Source organism: Streptomyces herbicida (assembly GCF_032656585.1).
Taxonomy (GTDB): Bacteria; Actinomycetota; Actinomycetes; order Streptomycetales; family Streptomycetaceae; genus Streptomyces; species Streptomyces herbicida.
The window spans coordinates 399,946-414,209 of sequence record NZ_JAUYWJ010000003.1 but is presented as its reverse complement, the minus strand read 5'-3'; the positions used below and the strand labels follow the sequence as shown (position 1 = coordinate 414,209).

At 68.3% G+C, this 14,264-nt stretch carries 14 protein-coding genes; 8 read left to right on the top strand and 6 right to left on the bottom strand.

What is annotated here, in order from left to right:
- Positions 1 to 126: 126 nt before the first annotated feature.
- The 4 genes from Q8A52_RS08945 to Q8A52_RS08930 all read left to right on the top strand — a co-directional run bounded on the left by Q8A52_RS08945 (position 127) and on the right by Q8A52_RS08930 (position 4,015).
- Positions 127 to 1,338 carry a pyridoxal phosphate-dependent aminotransferase gene (locus Q8A52_RS08945; RefSeq protein ID WP_316747893.1) on the top strand — a complete coding sequence of 404 codons (1,212 nt, stop codon included), beginning with the start codon at positions 127 to 129 and terminating at the stop codon, positions 1,336 to 1,338.
- 107 nt (positions 1,339 to 1,445) lie between these two features.
- Entirely contained in the window at positions 1,446 to 1,880 is a 435-nt protein-coding gene (locus Q8A52_RS08940) for an SCO4983 family protein (RefSeq protein WP_316747890.1), read from the top strand.
- Positions 1,881 to 2,145: 265 nt separating this feature from the next.
- Positions 2,146 to 2,688, top strand: coding sequence for a tetratricopeptide repeat protein (locus Q8A52_RS08935; RefSeq protein ID WP_316747888.1), 543 nt, complete (start codon positions 2,146 to 2,148; stop codon positions 2,686 to 2,688).
- Positions 2,689 to 2,740: 52 nt separating this feature from the next.
- Entirely contained in the window at positions 2,741 to 4,015 is a 1,275-nt protein-coding gene (locus Q8A52_RS08930) for a glycosyltransferase (RefSeq protein ID WP_316747886.1), read from the top strand.
- An 82-nt stretch (positions 4,016 to 4,097) separates the two neighbouring features.
- Here the strand turns inward: Q8A52_RS08930 and Q8A52_RS08925 are convergent, their stop codons facing one another.
- The gene (locus tag Q8A52_RS08925; protein ID WP_316747884.1) at positions 4,098 to 5,234 is read right to left on the bottom strand and encodes a tetratricopeptide repeat-containing glycosyltransferase; all 1,137 of its coding nucleotides are present in this window, start codon (positions 5,232 to 5,234) and stop codon (positions 4,098 to 4,100) included.
- A 235-nt stretch (positions 5,235 to 5,469) separates the two neighbouring features.
- Between Q8A52_RS08925 and Q8A52_RS08920 the strand changes: the two genes are divergently transcribed.
- The gene (locus Q8A52_RS08920; RefSeq protein ID WP_316747882.1) at positions 5,470 to 6,024 is read left to right on the top strand and encodes a tetratricopeptide repeat protein; all 555 of its coding nucleotides are present in this window, start codon (positions 5,470 to 5,472) and stop codon (positions 6,022 to 6,024) included.
- 55 nt (positions 6,025 to 6,079) lie between these two features.
- Here the strand turns inward: Q8A52_RS08920 and rfbD are convergent, their stop codons facing one another.
- Together rfbD and rfbB are read right to left on the bottom strand one after the other, a co-directional pair.
- Complete coding sequence (gene rfbD, locus Q8A52_RS08915; RefSeq protein ID WP_316747879.1) at positions 6,080 to 6,991, bottom strand: dTDP-4-dehydrorhamnose reductase; 912 nt, start codon at positions 6,989 to 6,991, stop codon at positions 6,080 to 6,082.
- Entirely contained in the window at positions 6,988 to 7,962 is a 975-nt protein-coding gene (gene rfbB / locus Q8A52_RS08910) for a dTDP-glucose 4,6-dehydratase (RefSeq protein ID WP_316747877.1), read from the bottom strand. Before rfbB ends, rfbD begins: the two co-directional genes overlap by 4 nt.
- A gap of 1,000 nt (positions 7,963 to 8,962) precedes the next feature.
- Here rfbB and Q8A52_RS08905 point away from each other — a divergent pair.
- Positions 8,963 to 9,328, top strand: a complete 366-nt coding sequence (locus Q8A52_RS08905) for a hypothetical protein (RefSeq protein WP_316747875.1) — start codon at positions 8,963 to 8,965, stop codon at positions 9,326 to 9,328.
- A gap of 222 nt (positions 9,329 to 9,550) precedes the next feature.
- On the opposite strand, the gene Q8A52_RS08900 is transcribed toward Q8A52_RS08905, so the two are convergent.
- Both Q8A52_RS08900 and rfbA read right to left on the bottom strand, forming a co-directional pair.
- On the bottom strand, positions 9,551 to 10,159 hold the full coding sequence (locus tag Q8A52_RS08900; RefSeq protein ID WP_316747873.1) for a dTDP-4-dehydrorhamnose 3,5-epimerase family protein: 609 nt from the start codon (positions 10,157 to 10,159) through the stop codon (positions 9,551 to 9,553).
- A gap of 30 nt (positions 10,160 to 10,189) precedes the next feature.
- Entirely contained in the window at positions 10,190 to 11,119 is a 930-nt protein-coding gene (rfbA, locus tag Q8A52_RS08895) for a glucose-1-phosphate thymidylyltransferase RfbA (RefSeq protein ID WP_316747871.1), read from the bottom strand.
- A gap of 137 nt (positions 11,120 to 11,256) precedes the next feature.
- On the opposite strand from rfbA, the gene Q8A52_RS08890 reads away from it, so the two are divergent.
- On the top strand, positions 11,257 to 12,537 hold the full coding sequence (locus Q8A52_RS08890; protein WP_316747869.1) for a glycosyltransferase 87 family protein: 1,281 nt from the start codon (positions 11,257 to 11,259) through the stop codon (positions 12,535 to 12,537).
- Between the two features lie 104 nt (positions 12,538 to 12,641).
- Here the strand turns inward: Q8A52_RS08890 and Q8A52_RS08885 are convergent, their stop codons facing one another.
- Positions 12,642 to 13,688, bottom strand: a complete 1,047-nt coding sequence (locus tag Q8A52_RS08885; protein WP_316747867.1) for a glycosyltransferase family 2 protein — start codon at positions 13,686 to 13,688, stop codon at positions 12,642 to 12,644.
- A gap of 127 nt (positions 13,689 to 13,815) precedes the next feature.
- On the opposite strand from Q8A52_RS08885, the gene Q8A52_RS08880 reads away from it, so the two are divergent.
- Positions 13,816 to 14,244, top strand: a complete 429-nt coding sequence (locus Q8A52_RS08880) for a GtrA family protein (protein ID WP_316747865.1) — start codon at positions 13,816 to 13,818, stop codon at positions 14,242 to 14,244.
- The last annotated feature ends 20 nt before the right edge of the window (positions 14,245 to 14,264 follow it).

Here is a 14,264-nt window from a genome sequence, read left to right as displayed (position 1 = left end):
GGCCGGGAATTCTAGGTACCCGAGGGGCAGCTGGGACAGCTACCGGCGATAACAGTCCAAAACGCTCTGTCTCACGTGGTGGAAAACACGGCCCATGGGGCGTTACCGGGCCGTAAGCTCACGGACATGCAGGTGATCCAGTCGACGAAGCTCGCCAACGTCTGTTACGAGATCCGGGGGCCGGTTCTCGAGGAGGCGATGCGCCTCGAGGCAGCCGGTCACCGCATCCTGAAGCTCAACACCGGCAACCCCGCCGCCTTCGGCTTCGAGTGCCCGCCCGAGATCCTGGAGGACATCCTCCGCAACGTCTCCACGGCACACGGCTACGGCGACGCGAAGGGCCTGCTGGCCGCCCGCCGCGCGGTCGTCATGCACAACCAGACCCTCGGCATCGAGACGGACGTCGAGCACGTCTTCATCGGCAACGGCGTCTCCGAGCTGATCGTGATGGCGATGCAGGGCCTGCTGGACGACGGCGACGAGGTCCTCGTACCGGCCCCGGACTACCCCCTGTGGACGGCGGCCGTCTCCCTCTCCGGCGGTACGGCGGTCCACTACCGCTGCGACGAGCAGTCCGACTGGATGCCCGACCTCGCCGACATCGAGCGCAAGGTCACCGACCGCACCAAGGCGATCGTCATCATCAACCCGAACAACCCGACGGGCGCGGTGTACGACGAGTCGGTACTCAAGGGCCTGACGGACATCGCCCGCCGCCACAACCTGCTGGTCTGCTCGGACGAGATCTACGACAAGATCCTCTACGACGGCGCGACGCACACCCCGACCGCGGCCGTGGCCCCCGACCTGCTGACGCTGACCTTCAACGGCATGTCGAAGGCGTACCGGGTGGCCGGCTACCGGGTCGGCTGGATGTCGATCTCCGGCCCGCGCGCGCACGCCGACTCCTACATCGAGGGCCTGACGATCCTGGCGAACATGCGTCTGTGCGCGAACATGCCGGGTCAGCACGGGGTCGTGGCCGCGCTGAGCGGCCGCCAGTCGATCAACGACCTGGTGCTGCCGGGCGGGCGACTGAAGGAGCAGGTGGACACCGCCTACGAACTGCTCACCCAGATCCCGGGCGTGACGTGCGTACGGCCGAAGGGCGCGCTGTACCTCTTCCCGCGCCTGGACCCCCAGGTCTTCAAGATCAAGGACGACCGCCGGATGGTCCTCGACCTCCTCCGCCGGGAGAAGATCATGGTCGTCCAGGGCACCGGGTTCAACTGGCCGGAGCCGGACCACTTCCGCGTGGTGACACTGCCGTCGACCGGGGACCTGCGCGACGCGGTGACCCGGATCGGCAACTTCCTGGACGGATACAGCCAGCCGTAGACGGATACAGCCGGCCGTAGCCGCTGGACCGCAATCCGTGACCGGACTCAACTTTAGACGAAATCTAAGCTAGGATGGCTTCCTGTCAGAGCACAGGAGGCCATCCCATGTACGAACCGATCCGCACCGGGCCTTCCCGCAGGTCCGTGCACAGCACGATGGCCGGCACCACCTCGGACTTCCCCCACCGGTCGCGCGAGGAGGAGCTGGACATCCAGCTCGCGGGACACCTCGCGGCCCTGCTCGCCGTCACGGACGAACTGCGGGCGCTCGCGCCCTCCGCCGACTTGGACACGGCCGCCGAACGGCTCGCCGAGCAGGTGGCCCGGCTGCGGAGCGGGCGTACACCGGTTCGCGCAACCGGCACCGCGCCCGGCCCCCGGCCGACGGCCCTGCACGAGCGGGCCCACACCCTCGCCGGTCGCGCCCTCGTCGTCGCGGCCTCCCGCGCCGATACGGCGGCGGCGATCCTGTCCGCTGAACGCATGGACGCGCACACCGCCGCACTGGCCGACCCGAAGGAACTCAGCGCGGCCCACTGACCCCTCCCCCGGGGTTCCCTCGACGGCCCCGGTCCGCGTGCACCCGCAGCGACGCGCGGACCGGGCGCCATTTTTTGTGCGCGCGACGCGTACATTCGGGTGGACTGCACACCCCAAGTGCCCGCCAAACGGCGGCCGCAACACCATTGCCTCGTAACGTCGGTGGAAATGACGGTGGTTCGGATTCCGAGACCCCATCGTCCCTCACTATTCCACGAGATGTGACAAAGTGAAACATAGGCAATTGTTGGCAGGGCTCTTCGGTGTGGCTGCAGTTGCCACCGGAGTGACGTCGTGGGCGATTCATTCCTACTCGGCAGCGGCGCCGCCGGATTCCAAGGCGCCGTCATCAGCGGACCAGAACCTCCAGGACGCCGATATGCTCTTGCAGGCCGGCATTGCGCAGCAGGAGAACCACGACCTCGAGAGGGCCGACCGTACCTACCGGCGCGTCCTGGAGCTCGACCCGCAGAACAAGTTCGCCTGGTACAACCTGGGAGTCATGGCGCATGAGGCCGACAGGGTGGCCGATGCCCGTGCGGACTACGACAAGGCCCTGAAGATCGATCCGGCCTTCGAGTCGGCTCTCTTCAACGAGGCGCTGCTGCTGGAGCCGAGCGATCCCGACCAGGCCGGCAAACTACTGAAGCGTGTCATTGCCGGCAATCCCAAGGCAGCCACGGCACATCTGCACCTCGGTCGCATCTGGGCGCAGAAGAAACGTGACAAAGACGCAGCGGACGAGTTCCGTCGTGCGGTCGCAAGTGATCCCACACTGCGTTCCGAAGTACCGGAGGAATTCCGGTGATTCCTGATTCCTCAACCCCCTCACCGAGATCGAGCCAAGCAGGGAGCAACAGATGACGTCGACCGCGACACCGAGGTTCTCCGTCTTCACCCCCAGCCACCGGCCCCGTTTCCTCGATGAGTGCCTGGCGTCCCTGCAGGCGCAGACCTGTCCGGACTGGGAGTGGATCGTCCTGCTCAACAACGGCGCCCGCTGGCGGCCGGAACGACCCGACGACCGGGTCCGCGTCGAAATCGCGGACGACGTCAACGGGGTGGGGGCCGCCAAGCGCAGGGCCTGTGAACTGGCGCGCGGCGAGATCCTCGTGGAACTCGACCACGACGACCTGCTGGCGAAGGCGTGCCTGGCGGAGCTCGGCAAGGTGTTCGACGAAAACCCCGAGGCCGTCTTCGTCTACAGCAACACCGCGCAGATCACGGAGGACGGGAAGCGGGACGACAGCCGCTTCGACGAGACGTTCGGCTGGCAGTACGAGGAGGTGGACGTCGACGGCCGCAAGGTGCTGCAGGTCGTCTCCCTGGCGCCGACGCCGCACAACGTCGCCTACATCTGGTACGCGCCCAACCACGTGCGCGCGTTCCGCAGGAAGAGCTACGAGAAGGTCGGCGGGTACGACGCCGAGCGTACGGTTCTGGACGACCAGGACCTGATGTGCCGCCTCTTCCACCTCGGCGACTTCCATCACATCAACAGCTGCCTCTACCTCCAGCGGGTTCACCCCGGGAACACCCAGAGCGACCCGGAGATCAACGCGCACATCCAGCGCGAGACGGTGGCCCTGTACGACAAATACATCGAGGCCAACGCCCTTGCGTGGACCTACCGGCGCGGACTGCTCGCGCTGGACCTCGGCGCGGCCCACCGGAAGCCGCCGGGCTACGTCGGCGTGGACCGGCGGAATGCCGATGGCGTCGACATCGTCGCGACCCTGCCCGAGAAGCTGGACCTGCCCGACGACTCCGTCGGGGTGGTGCGGGCAGTGGACTTCCTCGAGTACGTGCCCAACAAGGTGCCGCTGATCAACGAGCTGTACCGGCTGCTCGCGCCCGGCGGCATGCTCCTCACCATGACGCCCAGCTCCGACGGCCGCGGCGCGTACCAGGACCCGACGCACGTCGCCTACTACAACGAGAACTCGTTCTGGTACTACACCGACAACCAGTACCGCACCTTCGTGCCGGACCTCGAGGCCAGGTTCCAGTCTTCACGGCTGGTCACCTACTTCCCGAGCGACTGGCACTCCAAGAACGACATCTCGTACGTGGTCGCCAACCTCATCGCGATGAAGGAAGGCGCCGCGCGGTGCGGCGGGAAGCTGCTGGTCTAGGTCGCGCGAAACGGCAGGCGCCCGGTGGACCGTGGGGGTCCACCGGGCGCCTTTGACGCGTGTGGGCCGGACTCACACCGTTTCAGACTCCGACGCGTTGCTTCGCCCCGGCGAGTTGCTTCGAGCGCAGGTGGCGTCGTGAGAGCTCCAGATTCTGGAGCACGCGGTCACGATGTTCGGCGGGCAACTTGCCGCCTGTCAGCAGGCGTTCACAGCAGTCCTCCGATTCCTCGTACTCCCCCACCCAGTAGGCGGACACACCCAGTTCGTCGAGTGCGCGCCAGTGGTACCAGTCGGACTCCACGAACAGGTGGTCGTTCCTCGGATACGGGAGGCGTGCCGCCTGCCGCGCGAACAGGTGGGCGAGCGGCCACCGCTGCCCGTTGAGGCGGCACCAGCGCGCGAGCTCACCGAGTGCTTCGGCGCGGGTGGGACGGCTCTCGTGCGCACCGAGGTAGCGGTCCATCACCTCGGCCGGCGGCCGCTCCAGCTTCTCGGCCAACTGTGCGGCGAACAGGCGGGCCCAGAAGACCTCCTCGTCCCAGCCGCCCATGCCCGCCCGGCGGTCGTAGGCTTCGATCGCCTTCTCGATCTCACCCACGTTGCTCCAGCTCTGGGCCAGGTAGAACACATAGCGCTCGTTGCCGGGCTCCTTGATCAGACCCTGCTGGAGGATCTCGACATCGCCCAGGTACTTCTCCCGCAGGCTTTTCCCCCTGCTGCGTCCCCCGCCGCCCATGACGACGATGGTGGCGCCCTCCAGGTTCCCGAGGCTGTACCGCGAACCGCAGTCGAGGTACTCGTGCAGGACACCTACGTACCGCCACGGCAGCCGGGTCGAGACCAGGGCGCGGCGCCGGTGCATGTAGCGCCCGCTTCTGATGCTGAGCCGGTAGGCGTCGAGAGTCAGCTCGGGCATGCGAGAGCCGGGCGCCGCCTCCATCATGTCGTCGGCGTCCATGAAGAGCAGGTAATCCGCGCGGGCACGGGCGAGTTCGATCGCCTCGGTACGGCTGCCGTCGAACCCTTTCCAGGGCCGTTCGTACAGTTCGCCGGGCAGGTCGCTGTAGACGTCGCGGATGACGTCCTGCGTGCCGTCGGTCGAGCCGGTGTCCACGATGACCCAGGTGTCGATCAGGGGCCGTACGGATTCGAGACAACGCCGGATCACCGGAGCCTCGTCCTTGACGATCATGTTGAGACAGACCGTTGACTTCACGGGTCCCATCCAATCCAGCCGGTGAAAGCCAAGCAAAGAGGCGGGGCCGCAACCATTCTCAGGACTCGTGCATTCGAGTGGTCTGAATGCCCCCTGCGCCTGCCGTACGACGGCACCGTCGGGGGCGCCTCGTAACGTCGGTGCCGACGACCTGAGACACGCCAACTCCATCCGTCCGCCACCTTCCACGAAAAGTGACCACGTGAACCGTACGAGATTGTGGGCAGGGCTCGCCGTGACGGCGACGGTCGCCACCGGGGTGACCGTCTGGGCGCTTCCCTCCCCGTCGACCGTGCTGTCGGAATCCAAGGCCGCGTCCGTGGCCCGGAACAGCCCGCAGGCGGGCGCACTGTTGCGGTCGGCACTTGAGCGCATGACCAAACGGGATTCCGTGGGGGCTGCCCGGGACTACCGGCAGGTACTGGAAATTGACCCCACAAACAAGTTCGCCTGGTACGGCCTCGGCCTCCTCGGGCAGCAGCGCGGCAGGAAGGCGGATGCCCTCGCAGCCTATGAGAAGGCTCTGGAGACCGATCCGTCATTCATGTCCGCTCTCTCCAGCGAGGCGAATCTGCTGAAGTCGAGCGATCCCGACCGGGCCATCGAGATCTTGAAGCGTGGCGCGAACGCCGATCCGAAGGCCACGTCGCTCTATCTGCAACTGGGTTATCTCCTGGCGGAGCAGAAGCGCAACGGCGAGGCCGAGGATGCGTTCCGTCATGCGGTGGCGGTCGATCCCGGGGTTCTTTCCCAAGTGCCGCAATGGTTCCGGGGGTCCGTGGGTCGGTGAGTGACCGGCGCCCCGGAAGGCGCCCTGCGGACCGTCCGGTTCCGCAGGGCGCCTTCTACGTGTGGCGGACGCTCGCGCGCGCCGCCGCGGCCAGGTCGGCGAACGCGGGTTCCTTCAGGGCGGCCGTCAACTGCTCGTCCCACGGGGGGAGGGGGGCGAGGCCGGCCCGCAGCCAGTTGCCGTGGCCGAGCACGCCGAAGACCGGGCGGGCGGCCGGACGCGGAAACTTGTCCGACCCGACCGGGCGGATCCGCTCGGGATCGAGGCCGCTGAGCCGGAAGGTCTCACGCGCCAGACCGCACCATGTGGTGCGGTCGGCCGCCGTGCCGTGGTAGATGCCGGCCGGTGCCTGTCCGGTCAGCGCGGCACGGCCGAGGGCGGCCAGTCGGCGGGCGAGCGCCCGGGACCAGGTCGGCTGGCCGTGCTGGTCGGCCACCACGTCCAAAGTGTCGTGCCGGGCCGCGAGTTCGAGCATGGTGGCCACGAAGTTCGGGCCGTGCGCGCCGTAGAGCCAGGCGGTGCGCACGACGTAGCCGGCGCGGGGCAGCAGTTCGACGACTGCCCGCTCCCCCGCCAGTTTGCTTCGCCCGTACGCGTTGACGGGCCCCGTCGGAGCGTCTTCGGGGTACGGATGACGGGCGTCGCCCGGGAACACGTAGTCGGTGGAAATGTGGAGCAGGCGCGCGCCGCTGTCCGCGCAGGCGCGTGCGAGGTGGCGGACGCCCGTGCCGTTCACGGCCGTGGCCGCCGCCTCGGACCGCTCGGCGCCGTCGACATCCGTCCACGCGGCGCAGTTGACGACCACTCGGTGACCGGCGACGGCGGCGCGGACGGCTGCCAGGTCCGTGATGTCGAGCCTGTCCCGGCCCAGTCCCGTCACCGTGGCGGCCGGATCGGCGGCGAGCTCGGCCAGCATGTCCTGGCCGAGGAGCCCGTGTGCGCCGGTCACCAGCCAGCTCGTGGTCATCGCAGCGCGGCCCTCTCCTTGAGCGGCTCCCACCAGGAGCGGTGTGCGCGGTACCAGGCGACCGTGGTGGCCAGGCCCTCCGTGAAGGACACCTGCGGGGCATAGCCGAGGTGTTCTCGGATCTTGCTGTCGTCCAGCGAGTAGCGCAGGTCGTGGCCCTTGCGGTCGGCCACGTACTCGACGCGGTCCCAGCCCGCGCCGACCGCGTCCAGCAGCAGGCCGGTGAGCTTGTGGTTGCTCAGCTCGGTCCCGCCGCCGATGTTGTAGACCTCCCCGGCCCTGCCGCCGTGCAGGACCAGGTCGATGCCCCGGCAGTGGTCAAAGACGTGCACCCAGTCGCGGATGTTGCGGCCGTCTCCGTAGAGGGGGACCGTCCTCCCGTCGATGAGGTTGGTGATGAAGAGCGGGATGACCTTCTCGGGGAACTGGTACGGCCCGTAGTTGTTGGAGCACCGGGTGATCACGACGTCCAGGCCGTGGGTGCGGTGGTAGGCGAGAGCCAGCAGGTCGGAGCCGGCTTTCGACGCGGAGTACGGGGAGTTCGGCGCCAGGGGCCACCGCTCGGTCCATGCGCCTTCGCTGATCGAGCCGTAGACCTCATCGGTGGAGACGTGGACGAAGCGGCCGACACCGTGCCGGTGGGCCGCGTCCAGGAGCACCTGCGTGCCCATCACGTTGGTGCGGACGAACGGACCGGCCCCGTCGATCGAGCGGTCCACGTGCGACTCGGCGGCGAAATGGACCACCGCGTCCTGGCCCGCCATCACCTGGTCGACCACGTCCGGGTCGCAGATGTCGCCCCGGACGAAGGTGTAGCCCGAGTGTTCCGCCACCGGTGCCAGATTGGCCTCGACCCCCGAATAGGTGAGTTTGTCGAGGACGGTAATCCGCGCCGTCGGGTCCGAATTCAGATGCCGGCGGACGTATTCCGAGCCAATGAATCCAGCGCCGCCGGTCACAAGGATGTGCATAGTTCTCCGAGTCTTTCTTGCTGTCCGGGGTCCGGCACCAAGGCTTCAGACGCCGGTCGCGGGCGCGGACACAACGCGGACGGTGCCCGCGAGGCCGAAGCCTCGGGGCACCGTCGTTCGTTCCCAGGTGAAGCGGACGGCTGTTGGCGCACTGCCGCCGTTCGCGTGGGAGTTACGGGGTGATGTCGGCGCAGACCACGTAGACGAAGGTGTCGTTCGGCGGGGCGGGCTCCGGCGCACCGGGTGGGGTAGGCGCGCTGCCGGCCTGCCATCCGATGGGGGTGCTCCCTGAAGTGAAGGGAATGGGCCTGTTGAGCGAGACGTTGGCGCCGGCCTCCGAGAAGTATCCGCCGCCGGTGGCGATGTCGCCGGTGTCGCACGTGGCAATCGCCGACTGGTCCGGGGGATTGAAGGAGTTGCTCCGGACGTACGTCTTGATACCCGCGGGACCCTGAGCACCCTGTGCGCCCTGAGCACCCTGTGCGCCCTGAGCACCCTGGGCACCCTGGGCACCCTGGGCACCCTGCGCGCCCTGAGCACCCTGAGCACCCTGCGGACCCTGCGGACCCCGAGCACCCTGGGCACCCTGAGCACCCTGGGCTCCCTGAGCACCCTGAGCGCCCTGGGCTCCCTGAGCACCCTGCGCGCCCTGTGCACCGCGAGCACCCTGGGCACCCTGAGCACCCTGAGCTCCCTGGGCTCCCTGAGCACCCTGAGCACCCTGCGCGCCCTGTGCACCGCGAGCACCCTGGGCACCCTGCGCTCCCTGGGCACCCTGGGCTCCCTGAGCGCCCTGCGGACCCTGCGGTCCCTGCGGACCCTGCGGTCCCTGCGGTCCCTGCGGACCCCGAGCGCCCTGCGCACCCTGCGCACCCTGCGCACCCTGCGCACCCTGCGGTCCCTGCGGTCCCTGCGGACCCCGAGCGCCCTGCGCGCCCTGAGCGCCCTGCGCGCCCTGAGCACCCTGCGCGCCCTGAGCACCCTGCGCGCCCTGGGCACCTTGGGCACCCCGAGCACCCTGCGCACCCTGCGGACCCTGCGGACCCTGCGGACCCTGCGGACCCCGAGCACCCTGCGCGCCCTGCGCACCCTGAGCGCCCTGCGCACCCTGCGCACCCTGCGGACCCCGCTTGCCGGGCTTGCCGTCATGACCCGGCTTGCCGGGCTTGCCGGGCTTGCCCTGGGGGCCCTGGGGGCCCCGGTCACCCCTGCTGTGGCCCTTGCCGCCGGCGGGCACCGCATGGGAGACGGTCGTGTCGACGCCCGACCTCTGGATGGCGTCGGCGATGGCCACCGTGCTCGGCACAACGTTGAGCGCCACCGCGAGAGCGCCCGCGGACACCAGCGTGGCGGACCTCAGGCGTGAACTTCGGATCGTTCTACGGTTCAAGAGAACCTTCCTCAGTAACTGGGAGAGAGTCAGACCGCAAGCGCGCGCACCCGGTGCGCATTTTTCGCATGCGCGTCACGTCGCCTCTGGCTACGGACAAATCCATTCTTAAACTCGCGGCAATTGAAAGGTCACGGGTCACGCCCGCGACTTGCGCGAGGATCACCCGTGCGGCCTCAATGGACCTGCTTTCTGCGTTCATTCCTCTCGGATTGCCTTGGCGAGCCCTCTGCGATACCCGGTGCAGTCCTCGAAGGAAGGCAGCAGACCTTGTCGCCCGGCTTCCTCCAACGTCGGCGCGGCGGCGTCCTTGCCGGAAAGGCGGGGGGCGAGTTCCCCGGGCCAGGCGATGGCCAACTCGGGGTCGAGCGGGTTGATCCCGTACTCGCGCTGCGGTGCATAACCCTCGGAACAGAGGTAGACGACGGTGGAATTGTCCTCCAGCGCCATGAAGGCGTGGCCCAGCCCCTCCGAGATGTAGACGCAGCTGTGTGTCGTGTCGTCGAGCCTGACCGCTTCCCACTTCCCGAAGCTCGGAGAGCCGGTGCGAATGTCGACCACCACATCGAGGACGGCGCCGCTGACACAGGTGACGAACTTGGCCTGGCCCGGTGGGACCGATGCGTAGTGGACACCGCGCAGAGTGCCGAGAACGGAACGGGAGCAGTTGGCCTGCTCGAGTCGGAGTGCTTGGCCCGTGGAATCACGGAACTGTTTCCCCTTGAACCACTCATGGAATCTGCCCCTGATGTCCGTGAACACCTTGGGCGTGTCCACCCAGGCCCCTTCGATACCCAGTGGCTCCAAGTGAATGCTCCTTTCCGTCGCGCATTCCGTTCAGGGACGGCCCATCGGTTCTTCGTGGCGCGCTCCGCCGCCTCTTTGCGGCACGACGACATGCCGGTAGTCCTCCAGCAGCCCCAGCAGGTAGTGGCCGTATCCGCTCTTGAGCAGGGGCCGGGCCAGTTCCCGGAGCCGGTCGTCGTCGATCAGGCCGGCCCGCCACACCGCTTCCTCCACGCACCCGACCTTGAAGCCCTGGCGCTCCTCGATCACCCGGACGAATTCCGACGCCTGCATCATCGAAGTGAAGGTCCCGGTGTCCAGCCACGCGGTGCCGCGGTCCAGCCGGGTGACCTGCAGCGTCCCGGCCTCCAGATAGACCCGGTTGAGGTCGGAGATCTCCAACTCGCCCCGGGCGCTGGGCCGCAGACCGCGGGCGATCTCCACGACGTGATGGTCGTAGAAGTAGAGACCGGGCACGGCGTAACGGGACTTCGGCCTTGCCGGTTTCTCCTCGATGGACAGCGCCCGGCCCGACTCGTCGAACTCCACCACGCCGTAGGCCGAGGGGTTGGCGACCTGGTAGGCGAATACCCTCCCGCCCTTGAGGTCGTCGTGGCGGGCCAGCCGCGTGCCGAGGCCACTCCCGTAGAAGATGTTGTCGCCCAGGATCAGGGCCACCGACTCGTCGCCGATGAAGTCCGCCCCGAGGAGGAATGCCTGGGCGATTCCCTCCGGGCGCTCCTGCGCCATGTACTCCAGCCGCAGGCCGAGTTGACGGCCGTCGCCGAGCAAGCGGCGGAACTGGTACTGGTCTTCGGGGGTGGTGATGATCAGGATCTCGCGCACACCGGCCATCACCAGTGTGGAAAGCGGGTAATAGACCATCGGCTTGTCGAAAACCGGCAGCAGTTGCTTCGACACCGAGCGGGTCAGTGGCCACAGTCGCGAGCCGGTACCCCCGGCCAGGAGAATTCCGCGCATGGCAGCACCCTATGCGAATTGCCCATAAATGCCGGTTTGTTACGCGTCAACAAGGAATGTTTCGGACATACTGATCGCCGTCGCGCCCGGATGCCGTCCGCACGGCGCGATCGAGCGCGACCTGAACGGAGTCCGGAATGCTCGACACAGCCGCCGAGACCCCCCGCCGGCACACCGCTGATTCGACGATGCTGGCGCTGGCTGCATACACCACGGTGGCGGTAGCCCTCTTGGTCCGTATGCTTCTGTTGCCCCGCGAGTCGGGCGACTACGTCACCTTTCTCGCACCCTGGTACTGGCACATCGTGAGCCACGGAGGGTTCCACGCCCTCGCCGACCCCAGCTTCTCGGACTACAACGTCCCCTACCTCTATCTGATGGCCGCGCTGACGTACCTGCCGCTGTCGTCACTGGTGGGCATCAAGTGGATCTCGATGCTGTTCGACCTGGCGCTGGCGTACTACACCTTCCGGATTGTGTGCCTGTTCCGGCCCACGCACCGCTGGGCGGCCCTCGGCGCGGGCGCGATCGTACTCTTCCTGCCCACCGTCGTCATCAACAGCGCATGGTGGGGGCAGTGCGACGCCGTCTACACGGCCTTTCTGGTCGGTGGGCTCTACCACACGCTGCGCCACCGGCCGTGGTGGGCATACACGTTCTTCGGGATCGCGTTGGCGTTCAAGTTCCAGGCGGTTTTCCTCTTCCCCTTCCTGCTCGTACTGGTGCTGGTGGGGCGGGTGCCGTGGCGGTGCCTGCTCGCCGTCCCCGCGGCGTACCTCGCACTCGACGTCCCGGCCCTCATGATCGGCGCCGACCCGGGGCGGCTGCTGACGGTCTACGCCCAGCAGACGGACAGGTACCACTTCCTGACCGTCAACGCGCCGTCCGTGTACCAGTTCGTGTCGGTGCCCGGTGACACCGACCCCGTGCGCAGCGCAGGCGTTGTGGTCGCGGGGGTGCTTGTGTCGCTCCTGATGGGGCTGGCGGTCTGGTCCCTGCGGCGCCGCCGGCACGGCATGCCGGACTCCGGCCTTCGCGTGCCGGAACTCACGGACACCCGGATCATGTTGCTGGCCACCTGCTCCGCGATCGTGGTGCCGTTCCTGCTGCCCTCGATGCACGAGCGGTATTTCTACGCCGCGGACGTGCTCACCGTGATGGCCGCGTTCCGACTGCCCCGGCAGCTTTGGTGTCTACCGGTGCTGGTGCAGCTCGCCTCGTACGGCAGCTACCTGACGATCATGTCCCCGGAGGTGGCTCCGTATCTGTCGATGCCCGCGCACGGCGCGCTGATGCTGCTGGCCTTGGTGATCGTGCTCCGGACGACGGTCCAGGAGTTCCGCCGCGCGCCCGAAGCGCCGGCCGTGCCCAGCCAGCCGGTCGCCGACAGCACCACGGCCGAGCCGGCCCGGACATAGCGGACTCGAAGGTCCCTCCAAGGCGAGGGCCCGGCACGCTTCGTCAGCGTGCCGGGCCCTCGCCTTGGGGGGACCGAGTCTTATGGACGGTTTTCCCGCAGGCCCTAGCCGCCGAGGAAGTCCTGTCGGGTCCCGTGGCCGCGTCGCGGGCCCGGCCAGGAGATGCCCTGCGCGGAGGCGATCGCCGCACCGGTGTCGTCGGCGACGAAGTAGGTCGGGCGCCGCTGGACGGCGGAGTACACACGGCCGATGTACTCGCCGAGCACGCCCAGGCAGATGAGCTGGACGGCGCCGATGAAGAGCACGGCGATGATCAGGGAGGCCCAGCCGGGGGCGGTGTTGCCCGCCGAGTACACCGCCAGCGTGTACACGAGCGTGCCCAGGCAGACGAAGAAGGCGAGGGCGCCGAGCCAGGTGGCCAGGCGCAGCGGGGCGACGGAGAAGCTGATGATGCTGTCGACCGCCAGCAGGATCATCTTGCGAAGCGGGTACTTGGTGTGCCCGGCGACGCGTTCGTCGCGGTGGTAGGTGACCTCTCCGCTGGGGAAGCCGAACCAGGGCACCAGGAGCCGGTACACCTGCGGCTGGTCGGGCAGGGCCTTCAGGGCGTCGAGGACGTTGCGCGACAGCAGGCGGAAGTCGCCAGCCTGGGCGGGGACGTGGTTGCCGACCATGCGGCGCATGAGCCAGTAGTACGCCCCGGCCGTGTTGCGCTTGAAACCGGTGTCGGTGGAGCGGTTGGCGCGTACTCCGTAGACGATGTCCAAGTGCCGGGCGCGGGCCAGGTCCAGCATCTCCGGGATCTTCTCCGGGGGGTCCTGGAGATCGGCGTCGAGGCTCGCGGCGTAGCGGCCGCGGGCGTGGTGCAGGCCGGCGGTGAGCGCGGCCTGGTGTCCACTGTTGCGGCGCAGCCGTACCATCCGCAGCTGCGGCCAGCCGGCCCGCAGCTCCTCCAGCAGTTCCACCGTCCGGTCCGTGGAGCCGTCGTCCACCGCGACGACCTCGTACAGCTCGCCCGTGGCGTCCAGCACCGGCCGCAGCCGCCCCGCCAGCGCCGGCAATGCCTCTTCCTCGTTGAACATCGGAATCACGACCGACAACTCGACGGCCGACTCGAGCCGGTCAGCGGGGTCGTGGAGCACATCAATCATTCGGAGATGCCAGCCCATCCTCGAGCGGGTCGGCGCAAAAATGCGCCCGATTTGCTCGCATACGGTACTGTCTGGGGTTGTTTCAGCGCGTCAGACACACGTTCTCGAACCCCGGGTGCCGTAATCGATGCCGAACTCCACCGAGACCGCCGCCGATGTGACCGAGGCCGGGATCGCCCGGCAGTTGCCGGTTTTCGCGATCATCGGCGTGCTGTCCACCGCCGCGTATCTGGGCCTGTACACGGCGCTGCGGCCGGTGCTCGACGCCCAGTCCGCCAACCTGGTCGCGCTGCTGGTCACGGCCGTGGCGAACACCGCCGCCAACCGCCGGTTCACCTTCCGGGTACGCGGCACGGACGGCGCCGCCCGGCATCAACTCCAGGGGCTGGTGGCCTTCTTCGCCGGGCTCGCGCTGAGCAGCGGGGCCCTCGCCGTGGTGCACCGGACCCTGCCCGACGAGACGCAGGTGGAGGTCGGCGCACTGATCGTGGCCAATGCCGCAGCGACGGCGCTCCGCTTCGTGCTGCTGCGGCTGTGGGTCTTCAGAGGACCCTGACTCGCCCTGCCTCCAGAGGA

Coding starts and splice junctions, on each gene's coding strand:
- rfbB (WP_316747877.1), bottom strand. CDS start 7,962: ATGCACATCCTTGTGACCGGCGGCGCTGGATTCATTGGCTCGGAATAC.
- Q8A52_RS08940 (WP_316747890.1), top strand. CDS start 1,446: ATGTACGAACCGATCCGCACCGGGCCTTCCCGCAGGTCCGTGCACAGC.
- Q8A52_RS08930 (WP_316747886.1), top strand. CDS start 2,741: ATGACGTCGACCGCGACACCGAGGTTCTCCGTCTTCACCCCCAGCCAC.
- Q8A52_RS08890 (WP_316747869.1), top strand. CDS start 11,257: ATGCTCGACACAGCCGCCGAGACCCCCCGCCGGCACACCGCTGATTCG.
- Q8A52_RS08885 (WP_316747867.1), bottom strand. CDS start 13,688: ATGATTGATGTGCTCCACGACCCCGCTGACCGGCTCGAGTCGGCCGTC.
- rfbA (WP_316747871.1), bottom strand. CDS start 11,119: ATGCGCGGAATTCTCCTGGCCGGGGGTACCGGCTCGCGACTGTGGCCA.
- Q8A52_RS08945 (WP_316747893.1), top strand. CDS start 127: ATGCAGGTGATCCAGTCGACGAAGCTCGCCAACGTCTGTTACGAGATC.
- Q8A52_RS08880 (WP_316747865.1), top strand. CDS start 13,816: ATGCCGAACTCCACCGAGACCGCCGCCGATGTGACCGAGGCCGGGATC.
- rfbD (WP_316747879.1), bottom strand. CDS start 6,991: ATGACCACGAGCTGGCTGGTGACCGGCGCACACGGGCTCCTCGGCCAG.